This window comes from Pseudomonas sp. MDV22-iso1 (assembly GCF_058145095.1).
In genome coordinates, this window is sequence record NZ_JBYVMF010000029.1 from 14153 (window position 1) to 38933 (window position 24781).

Genomic DNA, 24781 nt, shown 5'->3' on the forward strand with positions numbered 1-24781 from the left:
CGAGCCCTCAGAAGACATCAGTATTTCCAGGTCACGGAAGCCACCACGTTGCGAGGTGCACCGTAGCTGGCGGTCGTGGCGCTGTTGTAAAGCGAGAGCAGGTATTTGCGATCGGTGACGTTGTTCAGGTTCACCGACGTGCTCCAGTTGCTGTCGATGTCATAGCTGGCCATGAAGTCGAGCAAGGCGTAGGCGTTTTGGCGGATAGCGCTGTTGGTGTCGTTTTCCACTGCGCTCTGCCAGCTGACCCGCGTACCGATCTTCGCTTGCGGCAAGCTTGGCAGGCGATAGGTGAGCATGCCGCGCACGCTATGGGTCGGCACATATTTACGCGCCTTGTCGCCGTCATCGTTGTCGATGGTGACGTAGGTGTAACCGCCGAGCAGGTCCAGGCCAGGCAGTGCTTCGCCGGAGGCTTGCAGTTCGACGCCGTGGCTCTTGTAGTCCATGGGGTCGTAGACAAATCGGCCATCGACGAAGCCGGCGGACTCTGCCACGTTTTGCTGTTCGGTCTTGAAGGCAGCGGCCGTCACGTTGAGGCGGTGATCCAGCAAACTGCCCTTCACACCGGCTTCCATGCTCTTGCCTTCGAGGGGTGCGAGCAATTTGCCGTCGGTGCCCAGGTTGTACTGCGCACTGTAGATTTTGGTCCAGCTGCCATACACGCTCCACTGCTCGTCCAGGTCGTAAACCAGGCCTGTGTAAGGCGTGACCTTGCCGTGTGCGCGCGTGTAGTAATCGGACCCATAGTTATCGCCGGAACCGTCCAGGCTGATCATCCGCGCACCGGCGATCCAGTGCAGGTCATCCGCCAGGCTGAATCGGGCACCTGCGTAAAGGCTCTTCTGGGTGTCGCTGAAATTCTGGGTGTTGGTGTCGCTGGTAAACAGGAACGACGGACGCGGCAGGTTCCCCGCCAGCACGTCCGAGAATGACGCGTCGTAGTAGCCCCCTTCAACCGCATCGTATTCCCGGGCTTTCTGATGGGTACGACCATAAGCAGCACCCAACGTCAGCTCATGCTCGCGGCCAAACAGGCTGAACGGACCGGAGACCTTGGCATCACCCAGCAACTGATGAGCTTCGCTTTTGGTGTTGGCAGCAAAAACCGACGTGTCATCACCGGAGACCCCGGCGACATACAGCATGTTGGTGTCTTGCTTCTCGATAATGCCCGTCGCAGTGACCGTAGCGTTCCAGCCATTGCCAAAGTCATGTTTGAGTTCGGTGAAGGCGCGCTGGGTGTGCAGGTTCCAGTAGGTCCAGTCCTGACCGATGCTGGAACTGCGGCTGCCGTAGTGGATGGCGTTGCCGTCGTTATCCACCAGCGGCAGGTTGCCCCAGGTGCTGCCGTTGGAATCGCTGTTGTGCTGAGAGAAACCCACCGTCACGGTGTCGGCATCCGACAGATCAAAGGCCAACAGTCCGGCGGCGACGTTGCGCTCATGGCTGTAGCGATCCATCCAGGAATTGCCTTTGTCGTGGGAGTAGATGAAACGGCCACGGACATTGCCCGTGGGGGTCATCGGGCCCGCAACGTCCACGTCCACCCGACGCCCGTCCCAGGAACTGACGCTGGTGTCGACTTGCGCCTGGAAAGTCTCGGTCGGACGTTTGCGCACGAAATTGACCGTGGCTGACGGATTGCCCGCACCACTCATCAAGCCGTTGGCGCCATGCAAGACATCGATCTGTTCGAACTCCGCCAGATCCTGGTCGCCCACCAGCACCGTGCCCACGAACGGCATGCCCACACCGTCGTATTGAAACGTATTGATGTCAAAACCGCGCGAGGTGAATTCGGTCCGGTCGGTTTCGGTTTGCTCCACGGTCACCGACGGCGCTGAACGCAGGGCGTCCTTGATCCCGGTGATCTTGAAATCATCAAGCGCCTGCCGGGTAATCGTCGTCACCGCCTGCGGCGTTTCCCTGTCTGTCAGCCCCAACCGGGTCGTGCTCGAAGCCGGATTGCTCTGATAACCCACGCTCGGAGCGTCGACAAGATCAGTGCTGCCGTCGATCTGCGTAGCCGGCAACGTCAAATCATCAGCGGCATGAACGAAGGACACGGCGCTGCAAGCACCGGCGAGTAGAAGACTGGCGGAGAAGCGAAGTTTCAAGGAGCAAATTCCTACGGCAAGGGGGTCAAGCGCGACCACTTTTGAGAACGCTAATAGGAATCTAACTCAATCACTCTCTTCATTTCGACATTTTTTTCACATTTTGAAACATTCAGTCGTGCGCGGATGGCTTGAGCTAGAGCCCCCGCCGTCGATCAAGGCGATACCGCCCTCTGAGAATGCTGAGAACGACCGCCACTGAGGGACTTCAGTACACTCAGCGAACCTCGTCCAGCCGACTTGCCCCCTCCACGGGGTGAGTCAGCAGATAGCTGCTGACGGCATCATCTATGGTGGGAAAAAACGACGTTTCGCCAAGCCTTGCGAAAAGCCCGAATCGCTTCAGTTTGTCCTTGACCGGGTCCTTCATCTCGGCCACGCACAATTTGATTCCCGCTGCGTGCAGGGTTTCGTCCAGTTCATCCAGCATGTCGGCCGAGGTCACGTCCACACTGGTGACGGGTTCTGCCGCAACAACTAACCAGCGCACCGGCGTAGGTGATGCAGCCACTGCGTCGAGCACTCGCTCATTGAACAGTTCGGCGTTGGCGAAGAACAAGGGTGCATCCCAGCGAAACAGGACCAGGCCAGGTATAAGGCTCGCGTCGGGATAACGCTGGATGTCGTGGTAACCCTTGACGCCCTTGGCTTGCCCCAGCACTGCGGAATACGGCCGCCAGGCATCCCACAGAAATTCGATGACGGCGATCAGGATGGCCAGGCCGATGCCCTCGATCGCGCCAAACACAGCCACGCCGACGGTGCAAACGATCGACAGCCAGAACTCCCAGCGCTGGATGCGATAAATTCGCCGCAGGTCGGCCACTTCAATCAAGCCAATGGCTGACGCAATCACCACGGCTGCTAATGCACTGCCGGGCAAATTCTCCAACAGGTTCGGCGCCACCATCAGCAGGAGGGCCACGGTCAACGCACCCACCACGCCGGTCAACTGACTTTTGGCGCCCGCGGCTTCAGCCACGGGGGTACGCGACGAACTGCTACTGATTGGAAACCCCTGAAAAAATCCAGCCGCCAGATTGGCAAGACCGAGCCCCGTCATTTCCCGATTCGGGTCCACGTAGGTGCGGGTCCGCGCCGCATAGACACGAGAAAGTACGCTGGTGTCGGCGAACGACACCAGGGCGACGGCGCAACCGCCAATGAGCACGGGAACAATATCGGCACGGGTGATCCAGGGGATGGCAAACGCAGGCAAACCTTGTGGAAGAGCACCGAGCACCGACACCCCGGCACGCGTGCCAAGGTCCAGCACCCCGACGGTGATCGTCGCACCGACCACTGCAATCAGGATACCTGGCACCCGTTTGTAGGGCTTGAGCAGAAGGATCACGACCAGGGTGGCTGCGCCGATCATAAACGCGGTCCAGTTGGTCTTGCCTTCCAGCACTCCCGTGGCGATGGCCCACAGGTTTCTCCCCGGGCCGTCGGACTGTATTGAAAAACCGAATACCTTGGGTAACTGGCTGATCAATACGGTCAGGGCGATGCCGTTCATGTACCCGTAACGGATAGGTTTGGACAGCAACTCCGTGATGAAGCCCAGCCGCATGATGCCTGCCAGTATGCACACGGCCCCTGACACGATCGCCATCATGCCCGCCAGGGCGACTGCGCGATGCGGGTCGCCACCGGACAGGGGCAAAATCACCGCCAGGATCACGGCGGCCAATGACGAATCCGGGCCGAGCACCAGAATCCGGCTAGGCCCGAACAAGGCGTACGCGAGCAGCGGAACGATGGTTGCGTAGAGGCCATAGATGCCGGGTACGCCCGATGCAACGGCGTAGGCGATGCCAACGGGCACCAACATCGTGGTGAGCACCAGGCCGGCAACGATGTCGTGACGCAACCAGGCAAGCTGGTACCCGCGCAACGTTTGAAGCCCCGGAAACCAACGGCCCCAGCCGGTCGCACCGCTGGCATCGCGACGTAATATTCGGCCCGGTTCCGGAACGGGAGACGAAGAATCCGGCTGGCTCATAGGACGTTGCCCTTTTTGTGTACAGCGCCGATTCGCTTGAACGTGTCCGTCAGAACTTTTCGGGAACTCGCCGGTGCGGATAATCCGGATCGCGATAGCCGCCTGGTTTCTGCCGCTTGGGCAATATCACCTCCTCGCGCGGTACATCCTTGTACGGAATGCGGCTGAGCAAATCGGTGATGATGTTAAGGCGCGCCCGGCGCTTGTCGTTCGAGTTGGCCACCAGCCATGGGGCATGGTCGGTGTCAGTGGCCTTGAACATCTCGTCACGTGCGCGTGAATAGTCGTACCAACGGCTGTATGACTTGAGATCCATCGGGGTCAGCTTCCAGATTTTGCGTCCGTCCTTGATGCGAGCCTGGAGCCGGCGGGTCTGCTCGTCTTCGCTGACTTCCAGCCAGTACTTGAGCAAGATCACGCCTGAGTCGACGATTGCACGCTCCACGAGAGGCGTTGTCTTCAGGAAACTGACAACCTGCTCTTTGGTGCAGAATCCCATCACCCGCTCGACGCCCGCCCGGTTGTACCAACTGCGATCGAAAATCACCACTTCGCCAGCCGCAGGAAGGTACGGCAGGTAACGCTGGACGTACATCTGGCTTTTTTCGCGCTCACTCGGCGCCGTCAGCGCCACCACCCGAAAGACACGGGGGCTCACGCGTTCGGTGAGCGCTTTTATCGTCCCTCCTTTGCCCGCGCCATCTCGACCTTCGAAGACGATACAGATCTTGATGCCCTTGGCTTTTACCCACTCCTGCAATTTGACCAGTTCGACATGCAGGCTGCGCAGCTGCTCAAGATAATCCTTGTTCTTCAGTTTCAGGTTTTCAGCAGCGTGACGCTTGGGGGCTTTTTTCTTGTCTTTTGCCATGCTCGAGACCTCACCAATATAAAAAGCACGGTTCTTTTCCAGGGCGTTCTCAACCCAGTTGAGTGTAGGTTGAAAAGATTTTTTCGCTCCTGTGATCACATGGATCAATCCAGGTGCCTCGTTCCTCTGGTCTTTCAACGTCTGCGCAGCCTTGCCTGTCACAACGCAATGCATCGACAACGACTAAGCTTTTTCGGTTGAACCTTGTTTCCCAGGGAGATCTCTATGAGCGCCGCGCCCCTGTCCGAACTCGATGCCGCCCTGCCCGGTCTGGCCCGCAAGATCCGTGTGCTGGATGCCCTGGCCTGGCCTCAAGGGGTTGAGGAAGTCTTCCTGGCGCGTTGGCGCGCCGGGCAGGCAGAACTGCCCAGGGTTGAGCTGCGCGCCCGCGACCACAACGCCGACATCGCCGCCCTCGAAGCGTTTATCGGCCGCTGCGATGAGGGCCATCCGGCCGGGCGTCACCTCGCCATGACGGCGCGCAGCTATGCCACCGCCGGGCGCATGCTCGGTGCCATCGGCACTCCCGCCTTTACTCAGTATTCGTCAGCGCTGTACCGGCGCCCGGACTTCTACTATTCGAGCCAGAATTTAAGCATGCTGGACGCGGCCCGATTCTTCCTCAAAACCACCGACGCCCTTCTGGGCAGCGCCCGGATTCCACCGAGCCCGGCCGACATCCCGGCCGAAGTCTTCGCCGGGTGGATGCAGCCGGAACTCGACCGTTTCTTCGGACCGGGACGGATCACAGTCGTGCTCGACCCGACCCTGGCCGCCAAAGCCATCGCCGGGGCGAGTCGCATCCGGCTGCGGGCCAGCGCCCTGTTCTCCGAGCTGGACAAGAATCAGCTATTGCAGCACGAAGCTTTCGTGCATGTGGCCACGGCACAAAACGGTGCGCTGCAACCTAACCTGAAGAGCCTGGGGCTGGGGGCGCCACGCACGACCCAGACCCAGGAAGGCATCGCCACGCTGGCCGAGCTGTTCACCGGCAGCATGGACATCAATCGCTTGCGCCGCCTCGCTCTGCGCGTGCTCGCGGTCCAGCAGGCGCTGGATGGCGCCGATTTCATCCAGGTGTTCGAAAGCTTTCTCGCGGCCGGTCAGTCGCAAGAGGAATCCTTCCGCTCGACCCAACGGGTTTTCCGTGGCGCCGACCTGCGCGGCGGTTCGGCGTTCACCAAGGATGCCGCCTACCTGACGGGTTTGCTCGGCGTCCACACCCTGCTGCGTATCGCGATCCGCGACAACCGGCCGGAACTGGTAGGCCATTTGTTCGCCGGGCGCCTCAATCTGGGGGATACCGTACGCCTGGCCCCGCTCTTCGAGTCCGGCTGGCTCCAGGGACCGGTCCATGTCCCGGCCTGGGCGTCCGATCTGCGTCTGCTCGCCGCCAACCTGGCGTTCTCCGCTTTTATTTCCCGGATCAAACTGGAGGTACTCGATCTGGAGGTGCTCATGGCGTTTGCAGACGAGCATGAAACTGACGCTAGCGCCTAGCCTGCCTGGATCACAAGGACTCGGTGTTCAACTCAAAGTTGAACGCTCTACAGCACTTCCCCGGCTGGGGAGACCAGGTCAGCACGTTGGGGCTTGATGCTGAGGTAGCGATCCTTGTCCTCATGTTCGACGCTTTTCAGGTAGCCATGGATGACCACGCGGATTACGGTGCGAACAGTGACTCACACACTCCGATACCGGCGCTCGAAATCACTGGCCAGCTCTTCAAGGGTCACGCTCCCCAAGCGATCGATCAGCAACGCCTGCGCCGCATCAAATGCCTCGGTCAGCGCAGCATTCACTGCCTGTTCAACCAGGCATTCCGGGTGATCAGTCGACAAGCCGATGGCAAAGAGCGAGGACGAGCCCAAGGCCTGATGGATGTCCAGCAACGTCATTTCCGCCAGCGGTTTCGCCAGCGTCCACCCGCCGCGGTGGCCCTTTTCTGAACGCACGTATCCCTGCTCCTTGAGCAATGCCATGGTCCGCCGGACCACTACCGGATTGGTTCCGAGCATCTGCGCGATGGTATCGGACGTGGCGGGTTGTTCGTGACGAGCCATGTGGATCAGTACGTGCAGCATGCGGGACAGGCGAGTGTCGTTTCTCACGGTTGGCGGCTTCCTGAAGGGCGTGGCGTGAGTATCCCTCGATACAGCAAAAGTTACGAGACCATTGACACTCCGACATCATGTAACTTACGTTGTTTCTAGAGTTCTTCGAGCAGGTCGGAGATCCGGGGAGACTTGACCATGATTTATGACGTGATCATCGTTGGCGGCAGCTATTCAGGCATTTCCGCAGGTTTGCAATTGGCACGAGCACGCCGAAAGGTGTTGGTGATCGACGCAGGCCAGCGCCGAAATCGGTTTGCTCAAAGCTCACATGGCTTTTTAGGACAGGACGGCCGCGATCCCGGCAAGATTGCCAGCGAGGCACGCGCTCAGCTGCTGTGTTACCCAACCGTGGAATGGCTGTCGCAACCCGCCGTCCAGGCCACGACGGACAATGATGGATTTGTCATATCCACTGCGAACGGGGAACACTTCACGGCACGGCGCTTGATCCTGGCCACAGGGGTGGTGGATGAGTTGCCTGATGTTCCCGGACTGTCAGAACGCTGGGGGCAGCGCGTTTTTCATTGCCCGTATTGTCACGGATATGAACTCGACGGCGGGCCGATTGGCGTATTGGCGGCATCGCCGATGGCCATCCACCAGGCGTCAATGCTGCCCGACTGGGGACCTACAACCCTCTTCCTCAACCAGTTACTTGAGCCTGATGTCGACCAGTTGGCCATGCTGACCAGGCGTGGAGTGGTAGTGGAGCACGAGCCCGTCTTGGCGATCAGCGGGGAGCACGCCGATGTGAGGCTCGCCAGCGGCCGCGTGATCACACTTACAGGACTGTTCACTCAGCCACGCACGCGCATGGGCAGCCCGTTGGCAGCGCAATTGGGTTGCGAATTCGAAGCCGGTCCAACGGGTGAGTTCATCAAGGTCGATTCGATGCGGGAAACCAATGTATCTGGCGTATTCGCTTGCGGGGATGCGGCAGTAGCCGCTGGCAATGTGGCCATTGCAGTGGGCGACGGCGCACGCACGGGCGGCGCGGCCCATCAATCGCTGATGTTTCGTTGAGCATCGTTCCCATGATGCCCGCGGCGGGATCTGCCGCTTTCCGGCATCAGTCGCATCAAGCGAAGGCTCACAAGGGATGGGCAGTTAGCAGCTGCCCCGATACCCGCTTCAAATCACGGCTTGAGCTTCAAATGCGCGTTGACTCTTGCGCTTTTAGGGTCAACCAGCCAGAACTCATTGTTAGCCACTTTCACCTGGCTGCACTCCGTTGGATAGCCCTTCGGGATGACGCAAACAACGCCCTCTTTTCAGGGTCCAGCTTTCTTTCTCGGGCGGGTTGGGCGCCATTTGGAGAAAGCCATGTCGCACCTTCCTTGTAGTTGCCGGACAAATTTCCGGTAAATCAAAGCGTAGACAAGCCAGATTGACAGCTCCTGTGCAGGCGCCCAACGGACGAGCAAAAAAACCGTGGCGAGGGGATTTATCCCCGTTCGGCTGCGCAGCAGTCGTAAAACCAGAGAACGCGATTTGCCTGATTCGCCTCGGTTGTAGCATCTGGGGCTGCTTCGCAGCCCAACGGGGATAAATCCCCTCGCCACAGGAATCCCCTCACTACAGCAATCCCCTCACCACAGAATCCCTTTCCCACACCTTTATGTGTATCGATTAGTGGCCAATACTGCCGGTATTAACCCGCCCGACCGCCAACCTTTATCTGCGTCAGCCCAACCAACCCAGCCTGCTTCAGAATCTCCTCCGGCGTCGCATCCGCCGTGGGCATGATCAGGCTGTTTTCGCCATCCCCAAAGTGCAGTTGAAGCAGGTGCATCGCCGCTTCATGGGCCTGCAGTTCTGACTGCTTGAGTTCGAACACGTGGGTGCGGGACTCGCCGTTGAACAGGTAACTCACGGTGTAGTTGTGCATGGAAGGATCCTCGTCATGGAAGTAGTGCAACTGATTATCCTGACTGAACAGTCAGTTTTTAGTTCAACTGCACCGCTTTGCGCTGTTCATTGAGGATCGATAGCAGCCTTTCACGGCAGGCTACAATCGGTCGAAGCGGATTGATTTTTTGTCGTTGACGCGCTTGTCAGCAATTAAGCGCTCGTAAAGCAGCCGATGTGCAGGAGGCGTTTCTGACTAACTTCCCTATCGTTGCCACGGTCCTTTCAATAATATTGGGGCTTTCCGTCACCCGCCTACTTCTCGGTGCGTTGACGGTGTTCCGCATTCGAAGATCGGTTGCGCCCGACTGGGTCGCTCTTGTCTGGGCCGTTACGCTTTTTACGACACAGCTGCAATTCTGGTGGGCGGTCAATTCACTGCCTGCGGTGAAGGTGGTGTACTCATTTCCGGAATTTTTACTGCTCGTGCTATTGGCGTTATCGCTATTCGTATCTGCCGCCCTGTTGCTACCCAGTCGTAGTGAGGACGAGCAAAACGGACTTCGCCTCTACTTTGAACAAGATGGTCGTTACGCACTGCTATTCCTGTCCACGTATCTGGTTCTAGGCCTCATCGTGAACGTGTTCTTTTTCCAGGCTTCCCCGCTAGCGCTGTGGGGCGTCTTGGACGTCATCATGATCCTGCTGCCACTGTGCACATTCGTGGCCAAATCCCGCAAAGCGTATTCAATACTGACGTTGATGTATGTGCCGGTTAACGTTATCGACACTGTGATTTCTCTGACGAATTAGGCGCAGTGCCTGCCGTTACTTCCCCGCCCAAACCCCCCCTTGTTTCACATGTAAAACAAACGAGTCTCTTGGCGTTACCTAAAAAAGCACCGTCCTCTCGCACTTCCCTGAACTTCGCACAAGCAATGTGCAATTTCGTGCCATATAAGAAACCTCGTTTCGTATATGAAACACACAAGTATTTATAAAAAACGCCTAACTGTTTATTTATAAACGACTTTTAAACAAAAAAGCGACTTGGCAACGCTCTGGCATTGTTCATGCACTAAACACCGTATCACCTATAAAACAGACCAGAGACCCTTCCCAATGGCTGTGAATGAGATGTACGCCGTCGCCCCGCAATGGATTAAGCCCGCTCCCAAGGAAGACCAGGAGCCCACCGAAATCGAATTCCGCAACGTCGGTAAATGTTTCCCGGCCAAAGGTAAATCCGAAGCGCCGTTCGCCATTCGCGAAGTGAACTTCAAGATTCGTCGCGGTGAAGTGGTGTCGATCATCGGCCCTTCCGGTTGCGGCAAAAGCACCATCCTGAACATGGGCTCAGGCCTTTATCGACCTTCCGAAGGCGAGGTGTTCGTCGGCGGTGAAGCCGTGACCGGACCGGTTCGCCAGGTCGCGTTCATGCTGCAGAAAGATCTGTTGATGCCGTGGCGCAGCATTCGTCGCAACGTCGAACTGGGCCTGGAGATTCAAGGTGTCGCAGCCGCCAAGCGTCAGGCCGTTGCCAAAGATCTGCTCGATCGTTGCCACCTGCAAGGCTTTGCCGACCACTACCCCTTCCAGCTGTCGGGCGGCATGCGTCAGCGCGCGGCACTGGCTCGCACCCTGGCCATTGACCCGCAAGTGCTGTTCCTCGACGAGCCGTTCTCGGCACTGGATGCGCAAACCAAGATGATCCTGCAACAGGACATGGCGCGGATGCTGTTCGATGAAAAGAAAACCGCGCTGTTCATTACCCATGACCTGATTGAAGCCATCGCCATGTCCGACCGGCTGCTGGTCATGAGCGCCCGCCCCGGCACCATCATCGAAGAAATCAGCATTGACCTGCCGTTTCGCGACAACCCGCTGGAGCGCCGCAAGCTGCCGGAAATCGGCCCGCTGGTCGGTCGCCTGATGGAGTTGCTGCAGGTCGGTGAAGACACCGAACTGCATTGATCAACGCCCGTGTGGCCATCACCTGACTCAGGAGTACGCATGTTCAAGTCTCTGTTTCAACGCTTCAACCAGCTCTCCGGCCTCGCCCTCGGCCTGGGCCTGGCGTTCGCCGCCCAGGCACAGTCGACCGACGTGACTTACCTGTTGCCGGCACCGCCGAACTCGCCGGCCTTCGCGCCGTGGATCATCGCCCAGCAGAAGGGTTACTACGCCGCGCAGAACCTGAACATGACGTTCATTGCAGCCAAGGGTGGCGTGGACGTGGCGAAGCAGATCGGTGCCGGTAACGCGATGCTCGGCGGCGCCATCGGCGACACCCCTATCGTGGTGCGCGCCAACGGTATTCCGGTGCGCGCCGTAGCGGTGCTGGGTGCAGGCGGGGTCACCATGATCGCCACCAATGCCGCCGAAAACATCAACTCGATCACCGACCTCAAGGGCAAGACCATGACGGTGATGTCCTACTCGGACACCACCTACTACGCCCTGCTCGCTTCATTGCGCAAAGCCGGTCTCGGCAAAACCGACGTGAACATCCAGGCCGCCGGCCCATCGGGCGTATGGCAGTTGTTCTCGGCGGACAAGGCCCAGGCGATGGCGGGCGTGCCGGACTGGGTGGTGAATGCCGAAGACGCGGGAGTCAAGATCAAGCTGATCCCGCAAGAGCAGATTTTCGAGAGCATGGCCCAAGCCATTCTCGCCTCCGATGACGCCATCAAGAACCATCCGCAAATTGTTCGCGGTGTTGTCCAGGCCACCCTGCAAGGCATGCGCGACATCATTCAGGACCCCAAGGCCGCCGCCGCCACGTTCGCCCAGGCCGTCCCCGCCTATGCCGGCAAGGAAGCCTCGCTGGAGAAGGTCTTCAAGCTCTACGTCGAACACGTCTACGCCAACCAGACAGTGCCGGGACGCATCGATCCGGCGCGGCTTGAAGCGGTCCGCCAGTTCTATGTCAGCGAAGGCATCGTCACCCAGGAGCCCAAGCTCGACGACCTCTACACCAACCAGTTCATCGACACCCAAACAGCCGCGCAATAACGGCGAGTGACGACAAGGTAAAGACACGATGAAAAACCTCAATAACTCCATGCTCGGCAGCGTCGCCCTGCTGATCCTGTTCCTGGTGCTTTGGCAGTGGGGGCCGGGACTGCTCGGCATGCCCGAATTCGTCATGCCGCAACTGAGCCGCGTGGCTCAGGAAAGCGTGGTGATGTGGCAGACCGGAGGGCTGTTGCAACACACCCTGATCACTGCGTTCGAGATCATTGTCGGCTTCGGCCTGGGTGCCCTGCTCGGTGTGGCCATCGGCGTTTCGCTGGGCCTCTCGCCTGCTGCAGAAGCCATGCTGTCGCCGTACATCCTGGCCCTGCAGATCGCCCCGAAAGTCGCGTTCGCGCCGCTGTTCGTGATGTGGCTGGGCTACACCATTTACCCGAAGATTCTGATCGCCATCCTGATCGTGTTCTTCCCGGTGATGATCAACGTGCTGTCGGCGATTCGCACCGTCGACCCGGACATGATCAACCTCGTGCGGACCATGAACGCCAGCCGCTGGCAGATCTTCCGCCTGGTGGAGTTCCCGTCGGCCATGGCCGCGCTGTTCTCCGGCCTGCGCATTGCCTCGACCCTGGCCGTGATCGGCGTCACCGTCGGTGAACTGGTCGGCGGTAATCAGGGCCTGGGCTTCCTGCTGGTCGATGCCGAAGGTCAGGGCAATACCGCTGGCGTGTTCGTCGCCATCGTGATGCTCACGGTCATCGGTGTCCTCGCCTACGGCGCCGTGGTCTGGAGCGAGAAACGCGTCCTGCACTACATGCCCAAAGCCATGTTGAGCACCCAATGATGACGACCCTCAATCGCTTGCTTGAAGGCCGCCGCGTGCTGGTTACCGGTGGCGCCCGTGGCTTGGGTTACGCCTTTGCCCAGGCCATTGGCCGGGCCGGTGCCCACGTGGTGATCGCCGATATTCTCGCTGAACGGGTGCAGCAATCCGCCACCGAACTGGTTGCCGAAGGCCTGGTCGTGCATGGCGTGACGGTTGATCTGGCACAACCGGATTCGATCGATGCCTGCATCGCTGAAACCGTTCGTTTGCTCGGTGGCCTCGACGGCCTGGTGAACAACGCATCGATCACCAATTCCGGCGGCAAGACCTGCGAAGAGCTGACCCTCGACACCTGGGATCAGGTCATGCAAGTCAACGTGCGCGGCACCTGGCTGATGACCAAGGCAAGCCTGCCAGCCCTGCGCGCCAGCGGTCATGGCGCCATCGTCAACCTGGCGTCCGACACACCGTTGTGGGGCGCGCCGAACCTGTTGGCGTATGTCGCGAGCAAAGGCGCAATCATCGCCATGACCCGCAGCCTGGCCCGCGAACTGGGCGCTGACAACATTACCGTCAACGCTATCGCGCCGGGCCTGGTGCTGGTCGAAGCCACCGCCTACGTGCCCGAAGCCCGCCACCGTTTGTACAACGATCAACGGGCCATCCAGCGCCCACAACTTCCCGAAGACGTCAGCGGCGCCGTGCTGTTCGCGCTGTCCGACCTCGCCCGTTTCATCACAGGACAAACCTTGCCGGTCAACGGCGGGTTCGTCATGCCTTGACTTGATCTGGAGACAGCCATGACCGATTTATCCGCACACGCACAAGACACCCCAAAAAGCTGGGAACAACCGGCCGGCAGCGACCTTGAAAGCTGGATGAACACCCGCATCGCCCGCTACGAAACCCGCAAGTACGACTGGAACGCGCTGAAATTCCAGGCCGACTACGACCCGAAATTCCGTCGTGCGCAAATGCGCTACATCGGCACCGGCGGCACGGGCGTCAGCACCGACATGAACACCATCCCGTCGGAGAACTTCACGTTTTCCACCATGGTGATTCCCGCCGGTCACGAAGGCCCGCCGCACCTGCACACCGACGTCGAAGAAGTGTTCTTCGTGCTGCGCGGCAAACTCAAGGTGGTGATCGAAAAGGACGGTGAGCGTTTCGAAACCATCCTCACTGACCGCGACGTGATTTCCGTGCCGCCGGGTGTGTACCGCGAAGAGATCAACATCGGCGATGAAGACGCGTTGATGTGCGTGATGCTCGGCGCGAAAAAACCCGTCACCCCGACCTACCCGCCAGAACACCCTCTGGCCTCGATCAAGCGCGGATAAGCCCATGTTGCACGCCATCGACAATCACGCCCCGTCGCTGACCGACGATCTCCACGCCCAACTGGCCCTGCACTTTCCCCTGCGCCTGCTGGAGATTGCCGGTGGACGCCAGGGCATCCGCGAATGCGGGGCCGGGCCGGCGATTGTGTTGCTGCACGGGATCGGTTCGGGCTCGGCGTCGTGGTTGCAGGTGGCCCGCGTACTTGGCCAGAGCGCCCGGGTGATTGCCTGGGACGCGCCCGGCTACGGTGAATCCACACCGCTGCGGGCACTGGCGCCCGATGCGTCGGACTATGCCGAGCGACTGCTGCAGATGCTCGACGCACTGGGTATCCAGCGCTGCGTGCTGGTGGGGCATTCCCTCGGCGCGATCACCGCCACCGCGTTTTCCAGCGGTGTGCAGCAACAGCGCATCAGTCGGCTGGTGTTGATCAGCCCGGCGCAGGGTTACGGCCATCCATCCCGTGCCTTGCAGCGCCAGGAAGTGCGCAGCAAACGCCTGCGCGCGCTGGAGCAACTGGGCATTCAAGGCATGGCCGAACAACGCAGTGCACACATGCTGTCGCCCAACGCCAGCCCGAAGGCGAAAGCTTGGGTGCAATGGAACATGGCGCGGCTCAAGCCCGACGGGTATCGCCAGGCCATCGAACTGCTGTGCGGTGAAGACCTGCTGCGGCACGCACCGTTGTCGATGCCGTGCGAAGTGCATTGCGGGGAAGCCGACGGCATCACCCCGCCCGAAAGCTGCCTGCCCCTCGCCAAGGCGTTGGGTGGCACGTTCAACCTGATTGCCGATGCCGGGCACGCCAGCCCCATCGAACAACCGTGTGTCGTCGCGGGCCGTCTGGCCTGCGCCCTCAAAGAATCCCTGACAGGTGCATCGCTATGAACGATTCAGATCTGCTGAAGGACGCTCAGGACAAATACATCGTGCCGGGACTGGAGCGCGGCCTGCTGCTGCTCTGCGAGTTCAGCCGGCGCAATCGCACGCTGACCGCGCCGGAACTCGCCCGCCGTCTGGCCTTGCCGCGCTCGACGATCTTTCGCCTGCTGACGACGCTGGAAACCATGGGCTTCGTCACCCGCAGCGGCAACGAATACCGCCTCGGCATGTCGGTGCTGCGCCTGGGCTTCGAATACCTCGCCTCCCTGGAACTCACCGAACTCGGCCAACCGTTGCTGGCGCGGTTGTGCGACCGCCTCAACTACCCGAGCAACCTGGTGGTGCGCGACGGTCGCTCGATCGTCTACGTGGCCAAGGTCTCGCCACCGTCGGTATTTTCCAGCGCGGTCAACGTCGGCACTCGCCTGCCCGCCCACGCCACCGTGCTGGGGCGCATTTTGCTCGAAGACCTGTCGCTCGCCGAGTTGCGTGAGCTGTACCCGGAAGATCATCTGGAACAGTTCTCGCCCTGCACGCCGAAAACCGTGATGGAGCTGTTCGACATGGTTCAGGCCGACCGTCAGCGCGGGTTTGTCAGCGGTGAAGGTTTCTTCGAGTCGGCCATTTCAACCGTTGCCGCACCGGTGCGCGATCAGTCCGGGCAGATTGTCGCGGCGTTGGGCGTGACGATTCCGACCACGCAAATTGCCCACGTCAACTTCAACGAATTGCTCCTGCAAGTGCGGCGCAGCGCCGACGAGTTGTCGCGTCTGCTCGATTACAACAGCGGCGCCGGCCACGACGGTCAGAACCGCGTGACGGCCTTGATGAGGGATTGAGATGAGCCTTTATCAACTGCAAGGCCACACGGCAATCGTCACCGGTGGCTCTTCGGGCATTGGCCTGGCGTGCGTCGAGTTGCTGCTCGAAGCTGGCGCGGCCGTGGCCTTCTGCGGTCGCGACGAAGATCGCCTGCGCAACGCCGAAACCGCCTTGCGCCAACGCTTTCCTGAGGCACGGTCGCTGGCCCGGGTCTGCAACGTGCTCGACGCCGATTCGGTCAACGCCTTCGCCGCCGCCAGCCTGGCCGCATTGGGACCGGCCAGCGTGCTGGTCAACAACGCCGGGCAAGGCCGCGTGTCGACCTTCGCCGACACCACCGACAGCGCCTGGACCGAAGAGCTGAACCTGAAGTTCTTCTCGGTGATCAACCCGGTCCGTGCGTTCAAGACACAGCTTCAAGGTCAAGCGGACGCCGCCATCGTCTGCGTCAATTCGCTGCTGGCCAGCCAGCCCGAACCGCACATGGTCGCCACCTCCGCCGCCCGTGCCGGGGTAATGAACCTGGTGCGCTCGATGGCCACCGAGTTTGCCCCCGACGGCATTCGGGTCAACGGCATCCTGATTGGCCTGGTGGAATCCGGGCAATGGCGCCGACGTTTCGAAGCCCGCGAAGAGCGGGATCTGGACTGGACCCAATGGACCGCCCAACTCGCACAACGCAAACACATTCCCTTGGGGCGCCTGGGCCTGCCGATTGAAGCGGCCCGCGCGATCCTGTTTCTGGCTTCGCCCCTGTCGGCTTACACCACAGGCAGCCATATCGATGTTTCTGGAGGCCTGTCCCGCCATGCGTAATGAAAATACTGTGACCGTTGGCGCTGCCATCACCGCGTTCCTCGAACAGTGCGACGTCAAGGCCGCGTTCGGCGTGATCTCGATCCACAACATGCCGATCCTCGATGCCTTCGCTGTACGCGGCAACATCCGCTTTGTCATGGCCCGGGGCGAAGCCGGCGCCACCAACATGGCCGATGCCTATGCCCGCACCACCGGGGGTCTGGGCGTGTGCCTGACGTCCACCGGCACCGCCGCCGGCAACGCGGCCGGGGCGATGGTCGAAGCGCTGACCGCTGGCACGCCGCTGCTGCACATCACTGGGCAGATCGAAACGCCGTACCTGGACCAGGAATTCGCCTACATCCACGAAGCCCGCGATCAACTGACCATGCTCAAGGCCGTGTCGAAAGCCGCGTTCCGTGTGCGCAGCGTCGAAACGGCGTTGAGCACCATGAAGCTTGCGGTGCAGACCGCCCTGACCGCGCCGACCGGTCCGGTCAGCGTCGAAATCCCGATCGACATCCAGTCCACCTTCATCACGATGCCGACCGACCTGTCCCCGCTGCCGGTCCCGGTGGCCGTGCCGTCGCCCGAAGCGCTGGACCTGGTGGCCGAGCGCCTGGCCAGTGCCACCCGGCCGCTGTTGTGGCTCGGCGGCGGCGCGCGGCATGCCGGCCCGCAGGTCAAACGCCTGCTGGACATGGGCGTCGGCGTGATCACCTCGACCCAGGGTCGCGGCGTGGTCAACGAAGACGATGAGCGCTGCCTGGGCGCGTTCTCGCAAAACAAGCGCGTCGAGCAATTCCTGCAAAGCTGCGATGCCCTGCTGATCGCCGGCTCACGCCTGCGCAGCAACGAGACCTTCAAGTACGCGTTGAAATTGCCGCGCAACACCCTGCGCATCGACGCCAACCCGGCCATCGAAGGTCGCAGCTACAACAGCGAATTGTTCATCTGCGGTGACGCGGCACTGGCCCTCGAAGGCCTGGCTGATCGTCTGGAAGGTCGTCTGCAGATCGACCCGACGTTCCTCGCGGAGCTCAAGGACGTTCGCGAAAAATCCCGCACACAATTGATCGCCGACCTGGGCCCGTACTCGGCCATGGTCGAACAGCTGCAAGCCATCACCGGGCGCAATTTCTCCTGGGTGCGCGACGTCACGCTGTCCAACAGCATCTGGGGCAATCGCCTGCTGACGCTGTACCACCCGCGTGCCGGCGTGCATGCGCTGGGCGGCGGCATTGGTCAGGGCCTGTCGATGGGCATCGGCGCGGCGGTTGCAGCGGCGGAAACGGCGCCTGAACGCAAGGTCTTCGCGCTGGCCGGTGACGGCGGTTTCATTCTGAATCTCGGTGAGCTGGCGACCCTGGTGCAAGAGAACGCCAACGTGGTGATCCTGCTGATGAACGACCAGCGCTACGGCGTGATCCGCAATATTCAGGACGCGGTCTACGGCAGCCGTCACTGCTACGTCGACTTGCACACGCCGGACTATTCCAAGCTGGCCGAGTCGCTGAACCTGCGCCACGGCCTGGTCACCGACCTGAAGGATTTCGGTCGCGTCGTCGACGGTGCGCTGGCACAACCGGGGCCGTTCCTGCTGGAAGTCGACATGCTCGCCGTCGGCAGCTTCGCCACCCAGTTCGCCGGTCCGCCCAACAGCGAAACCAAAGCGCAAAAAGCCACGGCCTGAGGACTTCGTCATGTTGCACATCACCATGATCGGCTGCGGCGCCATTGGCGTCGGCGTGCTCGAACTGCTGGAGAAAGACCCGCAGCTGTGCGTCGACTACGTGATCGCCTCCGCCGGTTCCGAAGCGTTGGTACGCCAGCGCCTGGCCTGCTTCAAACAACCGCCGCAGGTGCTGACGGCATTGCCGGCTGACGCCCGCCCTGACCTGCTGGTCGAGTGCGCCGGCCACCGCGCCATCGAAGAACATGTGCTGCCGGCGCTGGAACGTGGCATCGCCTGCCTGATCGTCTCGGTCGGTGCGCTGTCCGAAGTCGGCCTGGTCGAGCGCCTGGAAGCCGCCGCCGAACGGGGGCAGACCCGCATCGAATTGCTGCCCGGTGCCATCGGCGGCATCGACGCGCTGTCGGCGGCCAAGGTCGGCGGCCTGGACGCGGTCAACTACACCGGCCGCAAACCGGCCCGGGCCTGGAAAAACACACCGGCGGAAACAGTGTGCGACCTGGACAGCATCACCGAAGCCACGGTGATTTTTCAGGGCAGCGCCCGTGAAGCGGCGCACCTTTACCCGAAAAACGCCAACGTGGCCGCGACCCTGTCGCTGGCCGGGCTTGGCCTGGACCGCACCCACGTGACGCTGATCGCCGACCCGCAGAGCGAGGAAAACGTGCATCACTTCGAAGCCCGCGGCGCCTTTGGCGGTTTCGAATTGAGCCTGCGTGGCAAGCCGCTGCTGGCCAATCCGAAGACTTCGGCCTTGACCGTTTACAGCGTCGTCCGCGCCTTGGGCAACCACGCTCACGCGATTTCGATTTAGGGGACAGCGATGACTTTTGAACAGACGTTACCCATCTGCATCGCCGGCGAATGGCGACTGGGGCGCGGCGAACGTTACGCCACGTGCTACCCGGCGACCGGCGAGGCCGTTGCCTGGCTGAACGCCGCCAGTGTCGAAGACGTGGAAGACGCCGTGCAAGGTGCGCATCAGGCGTTTTTGCACAGCGGCTGGGCGCAGCGCAAACCCCATGAGCGGGCGAGCGTGCTGTACCGCATTGCCGAGCTGATCCGTGAGCGCAGCGAAGAACTGGCGCAACTGCAGCGTCAGGACAATGGCAAACCGATCAACGAAACCCGGGCGTTGGTGGCCAGCGCTGCCGGCACGTTCCAGTTCTTCGCCTCGGCGTGCGAAACCCTCGAAGAAACCATCACGCCGTCCCGTGGTGATTTCGTCAGCATGAGCGTGTACGAGCCGATGGGCGTGATCGCCGCGATCACCCCGTGGAACTCACCGATTGCCAGCGAAGCGCAGAAGGTGGCGCCGGCACTCGCAGCGGGCAACGCCGTGGTGATCAAACCGGCGGAAATCACGCCGCTGATGGCCTTGCAACTGGCGCGCATCTGCGAAGACGCCGGGTTGCCCAGAGGCCTGCTCAGCGTACTGCCGGGCAAAGGTTCGCTGCTCGGCGATGCTCTGACGCGTCACCCGCTGATCAAGCGTGTGTCGTTCACCGGCGGCACCAAAACCGGCAAGCACATTGCCCACATCGCTGCCGACAAGATGATGCCGGTGTCCCTGGAGCTGGGCGGCAAATCACCGACCATCGTTCTCGAGGACGCCGACCTTGATCATGCGGTGGCCGGGGTGTTGTATGGCATTTTCAGCTCCTCGGGCGAAGCCTGTATCGCCGGTTCGCGGTTGTTCATTGCACGAGCCCTGTATGAGCCATTCATGGCGCGTCTGGTGGCGGCGGCGGCTGAACTGCGCGTCGGTGATCCGGCGGATGAGCGCACGCAAATGGGGCCGCTGATCAGCGCCAGTCACCGTGAATCGGTCGAGCGTTATGTCGCGCTGGGACTGGCCGAAGGCGGTCGGTTGCTGCTCGGCGGCCAGCGTCCGAAAGGCGGAATCTACGACCAGGGTTACTACTACCCGCCGACCATCCTCGAAGGCTTGAACAACACCCAGCAAGTCTGCCAGGAGGAAATCTTCGGCCCGGTGCTGGTGGCCATGCCGTTCGATGACGAGGCGCAATTGCTTGAGCAGGCCAACGACAGCCTGTACGCCCTCGCCGCCGGCATCTGGACCCGCGATTACAAGCGTGCCTGGGCGCTGGGACGAAAAATCCAGGCCGGTACGGTGTGGATCAACACCTACAAACAGTTCTCGATCTCCACCCCGTTCGGTGGCTGGCGCGACAGCGGTCTGGGCCGGGAAAAAGGTCGCCTCGGCATCCTGCAGTACATGGAACAGAAGAGCCTTTATTGGGGCATGAATGAACAGCCACTGGCCTGGGCCGGTGTGCAACGCGAGGTAGGGTTATGAGCGTTTTAGGCATTGATGAAGTTACCTACGGCGTCGAAGACCTCGACACCAGCGCACGATTTTTCAGCGACTGGGGCCTGAGCAAAGTCAGCGAGCAACCTGACGAGGTGATCTTCGAAACCCTCAATGGCTGCCGCGTGGTGCTCGCCGACATCAACAAGGCCGGCTTGCCGCCCGCCATCGAAGCCGGTTCGACCGTGCGCGAAGTGGTCTGGGGCGTGGCCAGCGAGGCTGACCTGAAGCTGTACAGCGAGCGCATCGCCAACGATCCGGGCTTTATCGAAGCCAACGGCCGCATCGGTTGCACCGACCCCAATGGCCTGGCAATCCGCCTGCAAGTCACCCGCAAGCGTGAGCTGAACATCGAGTGCAGCGGCCATAACACCTGGCAGACCAAAGGCCGGATCAACAAAGCGGCACCGATCTATGACCGAGCGACGCCGATCGAAGTCGGCCACGTGGTGTTTTTCGTCAAGGACGTCAACGCGTGCGAAGCCTTCTATCACGAGCGCTTCGGCTTCCAGGCCTCGGACCGTTATCCGGACCGCGGCGCGTTCTTGCGCACTGCCGAAGAAGGCGGTCACCACGACCTGTTCATGCTGCAACTGCCCGCCCCTCGCGCCGGCCTGAACCACGTCGCGTTCACCGTGCGCGATGTGCACGAAGTGTTCGGTGGCGGCATGCACATCTCCCGCAGCGGCTGGGCCACGGAAATCGGCCCGGGACGCCACCCGGTGTCGTCGGCGTTCTTCTGGTACTTCAAGAACCCGGCCGGCGCACTGGTCGAGTACTACGCCGATGAAGATCAACTGACCGGCGAATGGGAGCCACGCACCTTCGAACCGGGCCCCACGGTCTTCGCCGAATGGGCGATTGCCGGCGGCATCGATGGCAACACGCGACGCCAGCACAACGTGGAAGCGCCCCAAGGCAAATTCCTCACCGACAAGCCAAAACCCTGAGCAGGAGTCGTCCATGTCTTCGTTGAATATCGCCATTGCCGGCGCCGGCATCGGTGGCCTGACCGCCGCCATTGCCCTGCACCGTGCCGGCCATCACGTCACCGTGTTCGAACAGTCGAAAGCCTTTCTGCGGGTCGGTGCCGACATCAACCTGACCCCGAACGCCGTGCGTGCCCTGGACGGTTTGGGTGTGGGTGCTGCGGTGCGCATTCCCGCTGCTCGCCCGACCCATCGCATCAGCCGGATGTGGGACAGCGGCGAGGAAACTTCGCGCCTGGAAATGTCCGATGCCGCCGAACAAAAATACGGCGCGCCGCAACTGACCATTCACCGTGCCGACCTGCTGGCAGCGTTGGCGGACGTGTTCCCGCAAACCCAGGTGCAGTTTGGCAAGCGCGCGGAACAGGTGACGCAAACCGCCGACGGTATCGAACTGCGCTTCAAGGATGGCAGCCGCCACGTGACCGACCTGCTGATCGGCGCCGACGGCATCCACTCGGTGGTGCGCAACGCGCTGTTCGGCGATGAGCAGCCGCGCTTTACCGGCGTGGTCGCCTACCGCGCGGTGGTGCCGACCGAGCGCGTGGCGCACGTGCCGAACATCCAGGCATTCACCAAATGGTGGGGGCCGACGCCGCAAAGCCAGATCGTCACTTTCCCGCTGAATCAGGGCCGGGACATCTTCATCTTCGCCACCACCGCCCAGGACAGCTGGCATGAAGAATCCTGGACCAGCGCTGGCGATGCCGATGAATTGCGCAGTCACTATCAGGAGTTTCACGGGGACGCCCGGGCACTGCTCGATGCCTGCAGCGAGGTGCTCAAGACGGCGCTGTACGAACGCGATCCGCTGCCGTTCTGGTCCAAGGGTGCCATGACGCTGCTGGGCGACGCCTGCCACCCGATGATGCCGTTCATGGCGCAGGGCGCTGGCCAGGCCATCGAGGACGCGGTGGTGCTCGCCCGTCATCTGCAAGACCTGACCGGCACGGCCGGGATCGCCGATGCCCTGCAGGCTTATGAGCAGTCGCGGTTGCAGCGCACCAGTCAGATCCAGATCGGTTCACGTGGCAATCAATGGCTCAAGGACGGCGGCAACGCCGACTGGGTCTACGGCTATGACGCCTGGGCCGTGCCCATGCCCAACGTGGCTTGAACATGAGCGAATCGCTGCGGGTGACCGTGCTGCTCAAGCACGACCAATCGAAGAACCTGGAAGACATTCAGCGGCACATGAAGCAGCAGGACTGGTGGGAGCGGTTTCCCCCGCAAGGTGTCGAGGTGGTGTCCTGGACCGTGGCCATGGGCCTGGGCCAGATCGTCACCTTGCGCTTGCCGCCCAGCCTGCTGCCGACCCTCAACGTCGAGCTCGAACGCTCGGCCTGGGGGGTGTTCAGCACTGAAGTGTTCCCGACGTACGACTTTATTCCCGTGCGAGAAATGATCCGCGAACGGGTACGCAATGGAGGTCAATGAGATGAGCAATACCGAACCCTACCTGGAGCCCCATCAGGCCCGCAAACGGCCCAACACGCAGTTCGAAGAGTTGCTTGGCGACTCCATCGAGCGCGCGTTCGGCAATGGCGTGACCGAGCTGCCAGACCTGCTCGCGCACCTGAACCGGGCCGGGCCGCCCTGCCCGCTCACCACCGGAGAGTGGACCCCGGACGCCTACACAACCCTGATGGCTCGGCTGGGCGAATGACCCGCCGGAGGTAAATAAGAAATGAACATGAATACAACCGTCGATCCTGTAGAAAACCACTTGGCAAACGGCCTGAAGAACATTTGGTTCCCGGTCTTGCCGTCCGACCAGCTGGGCGAGAAACCGGTGTCGATCCGTCGACTGGGCTACAAGATCGCCTTGTGGCGCGACAATGACGGCCACGTGCACGCCCTCGAAGATCATTGCCCGCATCGCGGTGCACCGCTGTCCCAGGGACCGATTCTCGGCGACCGTCTGCAATGCCCGTATCACGGCGTTGAAGTGCGCTGCGACGGCACCGTCACCAAAGTCCCCGGCAGCCCCGGTTGCAAACTCGAAGGCAGCCGCCCGACGCGGATGTTCCACACCCGTGAAGCCGCTGGCGCGATCTTTCTCTATAACGCTGCCGAGCCGCACGTGGACACCCCGCCCGAACTGGTCCTGCCCGAGCAACTGACCTCCCCCGAGTGGAGCAGCTTCATCTGCTACGCCGAGTGGAAAGGCGATTACCGTTACGTCATCGACAACGTCATGGACCCGATGCACGGCACCTACCTGCACAAGATGTCGCACTCCATGAGTGAAGGCGAAGCCACGGCCAAATTCGTCACCCGTGACACCGACACCGGGTTCTTCTTCGAGAAGGAAGGCCAGCGTGGCGTGAACTTCGACTGGACCGAATTCATGGACAACAGCTGCCACTGGCTGCGTCTGGAAATTCCCTACCCGAAAACCGGCGGCCCCGGCGGAAACTTCACCATCATCGGCAGCTACACCCCAAGCAGCCGCTCGCTGTCGGCGGTGTTCCACTGGCGTTGCCGTCCACTCACCGGCTGGCAGCGCGACACCTGGCGCTTCCTCTACAAGAACCGACTGGAAGCGCGGCACTGGGCGGTGCTGGAACAGGACCGGGTGTTGCTCGAGTTCATGGAGCCGGACGCCAACCAGCGGGAAAACCTCTACCAGCATGACCTCGGTGTGGTGCGTCTGCGTCGCTACCTGAAAAACGCGGCCAAGGCTCAACTGGAGTTGATCGACGCGAAGCAGTTGTCATGAGTGCAGCCGTGCAGCGTGTTCAAGCCGGCTCGTTGAGCGAGCCGGCCGACAGCACCTGGTCGAATGCCTTGCTGATCGGCAACGACGTGGTGATGTCCGGCATGACCGGGCATCCCGCCACGCGCCAGGCCCTCGAGGCTGGCGCGCCGCTGGACGCCTACGCACAGACGCTGGTGGTGTTGAACAAAATCCGCGCACTGGTTGAAGCGGCAGGCGGGCATGTCGGCAACCTCTACCGGCTGACGGTGTATGTGACCGACATCGCCGACAAAGAGGACGTGGGTCGCGCGCGGCGTGATTTCTTTGCAGGTCATGCGGTGTTCCCGACCTCGACGCTGGTCGAAGTGAGCGCGCTGGTGTTTCCCGAACTGCGGGTGGAGATCGAGGCCGGCGCGCGTCTCGATCTCGATTTGCGAACTGTCGAAAAGAGGTGACC

25 protein-coding genes are annotated in these 24781 nt (G+C 61.4%); 20 read left to right on the plus strand and 5 right to left on the minus strand.

Annotated elements, in window-relative coordinates; all coding sequences use genetic code 11:
- Nucleotides 1–17: 17 nt before the first annotated feature.
- From AC3ZVB_RS24925 to ppk2, 3 genes are all read right to left on the minus strand, one after another.
- A complete protein-coding gene (locus AC3ZVB_RS24925) occupies nt 18–2120 on the minus strand; it encodes a TonB-dependent siderophore receptor (RefSeq protein WP_490147996.1) in 2103 nt (700 codons plus the stop codon).
- A gap of 217 nt (nt 2121–2337) precedes the next feature.
- Nucleotides 2338–4125 carry a SulP family inorganic anion transporter gene (locus AC3ZVB_RS24930; protein ID WP_490147997.1) on the minus strand — a complete coding sequence of 596 codons (1788 nt, stop codon included), beginning with the start codon at nt 4123–4125 and terminating at the stop codon, nt 2338–2340.
- Between the two features lie 49 nt (nt 4126–4174).
- On the minus strand, nt 4175–4996 hold the full coding sequence (ppk2, locus tag AC3ZVB_RS24935; protein ID WP_490148033.1) for a polyphosphate kinase 2: 822 nt from the start codon (nt 4994–4996) through the stop codon (nt 4175–4177).
- 225 nt (nt 4997–5221) lie between these two features.
- Here ppk2 and AC3ZVB_RS24940 point away from each other — a divergent pair, with 225 nt between their 5' ends.
- Nucleotides 5222–6496, plus strand: a complete 1275-nt coding sequence (locus tag AC3ZVB_RS24940; RefSeq protein ID WP_490147998.1) for a peptidase MATCAP family protein — start codon at nt 5222–5224, stop codon at nt 6494–6496.
- Nucleotides 6497–6678: 182 nt separating this feature from the next.
- Here AC3ZVB_RS24940 and AC3ZVB_RS24945 read toward each other — a convergent pair whose 3' ends face one another.
- Nucleotides 6679–7107, minus strand: a complete 429-nt coding sequence (locus tag AC3ZVB_RS24945; protein ID WP_490147999.1) for an Rrf2 family transcriptional regulator — start codon at nt 7105–7107, stop codon at nt 6679–6681.
- Nucleotides 7108–7248: 141 nt separating this feature from the next.
- Between AC3ZVB_RS24945 and AC3ZVB_RS24950 the strand changes: the two genes are divergently transcribed.
- Nucleotides 7249–8136, plus strand: coding sequence for an NAD(P)/FAD-dependent oxidoreductase (locus AC3ZVB_RS24950; protein WP_490148000.1), 888 nt, complete (start codon nt 7249–7251; stop codon nt 8134–8136).
- Between the two features lie 628 nt (nt 8137–8764).
- Here AC3ZVB_RS24950 and AC3ZVB_RS24955 read toward each other — a convergent pair.
- Nucleotides 8765–9001, minus strand: a complete 237-nt coding sequence (locus tag AC3ZVB_RS24955) for a hypothetical protein (RefSeq protein ID WP_490148001.1) — start codon at nt 8999–9001, stop codon at nt 8765–8767.
- 212 nt (nt 9002–9213) lie between these two features.
- On the opposite strand from AC3ZVB_RS24955, the gene AC3ZVB_RS24960 reads away from it, so the two are divergent.
- The 18 genes from AC3ZVB_RS24960 (at nt 9214) to AC3ZVB_RS25045 (ending at nt 24779) form a co-directional block, all read left to right on the plus strand.
- Complete coding sequence (locus tag AC3ZVB_RS24960; RefSeq protein WP_490148034.1) at nt 9214–9774, plus strand: hypothetical protein; 561 nt, start codon at nt 9214–9216, stop codon at nt 9772–9774.
- A gap of 324 nt (nt 9775–10098) precedes the next feature.
- Nucleotides 10099–10935 carry an ABC transporter ATP-binding protein gene (locus AC3ZVB_RS24965; protein WP_235992975.1) on the plus strand — a complete coding sequence of 279 codons (837 nt, stop codon included), beginning with the start codon at nt 10099–10101 and terminating at the stop codon, nt 10933–10935.
- Between the two features lie 39 nt (nt 10936–10974).
- A complete protein-coding gene (locus tag AC3ZVB_RS24970; RefSeq protein ID WP_162441115.1) occupies nt 10975–11976 on the plus strand; it encodes an ABC transporter substrate-binding protein in 1002 nt (333 codons plus the stop codon).
- A gap of 28 nt (nt 11977–12004) precedes the next feature.
- The gene (locus tag AC3ZVB_RS24975) at nt 12005–12781 is read left to right on the plus strand and encodes an ABC transporter permease (RefSeq protein WP_162441116.1); all 777 of its coding nucleotides are present in this window, start codon (nt 12005–12007) and stop codon (nt 12779–12781) included.
- Nucleotides 12778–13545, plus strand: a complete 768-nt coding sequence (locus AC3ZVB_RS24980; protein ID WP_490148002.1) for an SDR family oxidoreductase — start codon at nt 12778–12780, stop codon at nt 13543–13545. Before AC3ZVB_RS24975 ends, AC3ZVB_RS24980 begins: the two co-directional genes overlap by 4 nt.
- A gap of 18 nt (nt 13546–13563) precedes the next feature.
- Complete coding sequence (locus AC3ZVB_RS24985; RefSeq protein ID WP_490148003.1) at nt 13564–14106, plus strand: cupin domain-containing protein; 543 nt, start codon at nt 13564–13566, stop codon at nt 14104–14106.
- Between the two features lie 4 nt (nt 14107–14110).
- Complete coding sequence (locus tag AC3ZVB_RS24990; RefSeq protein WP_490148004.1) at nt 14111–14995, plus strand: alpha/beta fold hydrolase; 885 nt, start codon at nt 14111–14113, stop codon at nt 14993–14995.
- Entirely contained in the window at nt 14992–15828 is an 837-nt protein-coding gene (locus AC3ZVB_RS24995) for an IclR family transcriptional regulator (RefSeq protein ID WP_162441206.1), read from the plus strand. Before AC3ZVB_RS24990 ends, AC3ZVB_RS24995 begins: the two co-directional genes overlap by 4 nt.
- 1 nt (nt 15829) lies before the next feature.
- A complete protein-coding gene (locus tag AC3ZVB_RS25000) occupies nt 15830–16627 on the plus strand; it encodes an SDR family oxidoreductase (protein ID WP_490148005.1) in 798 nt (265 codons plus the stop codon).
- The gene (locus tag AC3ZVB_RS25005; RefSeq protein ID WP_194693559.1) at nt 16620–18302 is read left to right on the plus strand and encodes a thiamine pyrophosphate-binding protein; all 1683 of its coding nucleotides are present in this window, start codon (nt 16620–16622) and stop codon (nt 18300–18302) included. Before AC3ZVB_RS25000 ends, AC3ZVB_RS25005 begins: the two co-directional genes overlap by 8 nt.
- A gap of 10 nt (nt 18303–18312) precedes the next feature.
- A complete protein-coding gene (locus tag AC3ZVB_RS25010; RefSeq protein ID WP_194693560.1) occupies nt 18313–19116 on the plus strand; it encodes an aspartate dehydrogenase in 804 nt (267 codons plus the stop codon).
- 9 nt (nt 19117–19125) lie between these two features.
- The gene (locus AC3ZVB_RS25015; protein ID WP_490148006.1) at nt 19126–20622 is read left to right on the plus strand and encodes an aldehyde dehydrogenase; all 1497 of its coding nucleotides are present in this window, start codon (nt 19126–19128) and stop codon (nt 20620–20622) included.
- Entirely contained in the window at nt 20619–21584 is a 966-nt protein-coding gene (locus AC3ZVB_RS25020) for a VOC family protein (protein ID WP_162438833.1), read from the plus strand. The genes AC3ZVB_RS25015 and AC3ZVB_RS25020 overlap by 4 nt, the downstream gene beginning before the upstream one ends.
- A gap of 13 nt (nt 21585–21597) precedes the next feature.
- Entirely contained in the window at nt 21598–22740 is a 1143-nt protein-coding gene (locus tag AC3ZVB_RS25025) for an FAD-dependent monooxygenase (protein ID WP_490148007.1), read from the plus strand.
- Between the two features lie 2 nt (nt 22741–22742).
- A complete protein-coding gene (locus tag AC3ZVB_RS25030) occupies nt 22743–23060 on the plus strand; it encodes a hypothetical protein (protein WP_162438831.1) in 318 nt (105 codons plus the stop codon).
- A gap of 1 nt (nt 23061) precedes the next feature.
- A complete protein-coding gene (locus tag AC3ZVB_RS25035; RefSeq protein ID WP_162438830.1) occupies nt 23062–23289 on the plus strand; it encodes a recombinase-like helix-turn-helix domain-containing protein in 228 nt (75 codons plus the stop codon).
- Between the two features lie 21 nt (nt 23290–23310).
- Nucleotides 23311–24345, plus strand: a complete 1035-nt coding sequence (locus AC3ZVB_RS25040) for a Rieske 2Fe-2S domain-containing protein (protein WP_490148008.1) — start codon at nt 23311–23313, stop codon at nt 24343–24345.
- A complete protein-coding gene (locus AC3ZVB_RS25045; RefSeq protein WP_490148009.1) occupies nt 24342–24779 on the plus strand; it encodes a Rid family hydrolase in 438 nt (145 codons plus the stop codon). The genes AC3ZVB_RS25040 and AC3ZVB_RS25045 overlap by 4 nt, the downstream gene beginning before the upstream one ends.
- The last annotated feature ends 2 nt before the right edge of the window (nt 24780–24781 follow it).

Bases quoted from the DNA above. Each gene is read 5' to 3' on its own strand.
- AC3ZVB_RS24985 (WP_490148003.1), top strand. From the start codon at position 13,564: ATGACCGATTTATCCGCACACGCACAAGACACCCCAAAAAGCTGGGAA.
- AC3ZVB_RS25005 (WP_194693559.1), top strand. From the start codon at position 16,620: ATGCGTAATGAAAATACTGTGACCGTTGGCGCTGCCATCACCGCGTTC.
- AC3ZVB_RS24990 (WP_490148004.1), top strand. From the start codon at position 14,111: ATGTTGCACGCCATCGACAATCACGCCCCGTCGCTGACCGACGATCTC.
- AC3ZVB_RS24970 (WP_162441115.1), top strand. From the start codon at position 10,975: ATGTTCAAGTCTCTGTTTCAACGCTTCAACCAGCTCTCCGGCCTCGCC.
- AC3ZVB_RS25010 (WP_194693560.1), top strand. From the start codon at position 18,313: ATGTTGCACATCACCATGATCGGCTGCGGCGCCATTGGCGTCGGCGTG.
- AC3ZVB_RS24975 (WP_162441116.1), top strand. From the start codon at position 12,005: ATGAAAAACCTCAATAACTCCATGCTCGGCAGCGTCGCCCTGCTGATC.
- AC3ZVB_RS24930 (WP_490147997.1), bottom strand. From the start codon at position 4,125: ATGAGCCAGCCGGATTCTTCGTCTCCCGTTCCGGAACCGGGCCGAATA.
- AC3ZVB_RS24955 (WP_490148001.1), bottom strand. From the start codon at position 9,001: ATGCACAACTACACCGTGAGTTACCTGTTCAACGGCGAGTCCCGCACC.
- ppk2 (WP_490148033.1), bottom strand. From the start codon at position 4,996: ATGGCAAAAGACAAGAAAAAAGCCCCCAAGCGTCACGCTGCTGAAAAC.
- AC3ZVB_RS25000 (WP_490148005.1), top strand. From the start codon at position 15,830: ATGAGCCTTTATCAACTGCAAGGCCACACGGCAATCGTCACCGGTGGC.
- AC3ZVB_RS24950 (WP_490148000.1), top strand. From the start codon at position 7,249: ATGATTTATGACGTGATCATCGTTGGCGGCAGCTATTCAGGCATTTCC.
- AC3ZVB_RS25045 (WP_490148009.1), top strand. From the start codon at position 24,342: ATGAGTGCAGCCGTGCAGCGTGTTCAAGCCGGCTCGTTGAGCGAGCCG.
- AC3ZVB_RS24965 (WP_235992975.1), top strand. From the start codon at position 10,099: ATGTACGCCGTCGCCCCGCAATGGATTAAGCCCGCTCCCAAGGAAGAC.
- AC3ZVB_RS24980 (WP_490148002.1), top strand. From the start codon at position 12,778: ATGATGACGACCCTCAATCGCTTGCTTGAAGGCCGCCGCGTGCTGGTT.
- AC3ZVB_RS25030 (WP_162438831.1), top strand. From the start codon at position 22,743: ATGAGCGAATCGCTGCGGGTGACCGTGCTGCTCAAGCACGACCAATCG.
- AC3ZVB_RS24995 (WP_162441206.1), top strand. From the start codon at position 14,992: ATGAACGATTCAGATCTGCTGAAGGACGCTCAGGACAAATACATCGTG.
- AC3ZVB_RS25020 (WP_162438833.1), top strand. From the start codon at position 20,619: ATGAGCGTTTTAGGCATTGATGAAGTTACCTACGGCGTCGAAGACCTC.
- AC3ZVB_RS25015 (WP_490148006.1), top strand. From the start codon at position 19,126: ATGACTTTTGAACAGACGTTACCCATCTGCATCGCCGGCGAATGGCGA.
- AC3ZVB_RS25035 (WP_162438830.1), top strand. From the start codon at position 23,062: ATGAGCAATACCGAACCCTACCTGGAGCCCCATCAGGCCCGCAAACGG.
- AC3ZVB_RS24940 (WP_490147998.1), top strand. From the start codon at position 5,222: ATGAGCGCCGCGCCCCTGTCCGAACTCGATGCCGCCCTGCCCGGTCTG.
- AC3ZVB_RS25040 (WP_490148008.1), top strand. From the start codon at position 23,311: ATGAACATGAATACAACCGTCGATCCTGTAGAAAACCACTTGGCAAAC.
- AC3ZVB_RS25025 (WP_490148007.1), top strand. From the start codon at position 21,598: ATGTCTTCGTTGAATATCGCCATTGCCGGCGCCGGCATCGGTGGCCTG.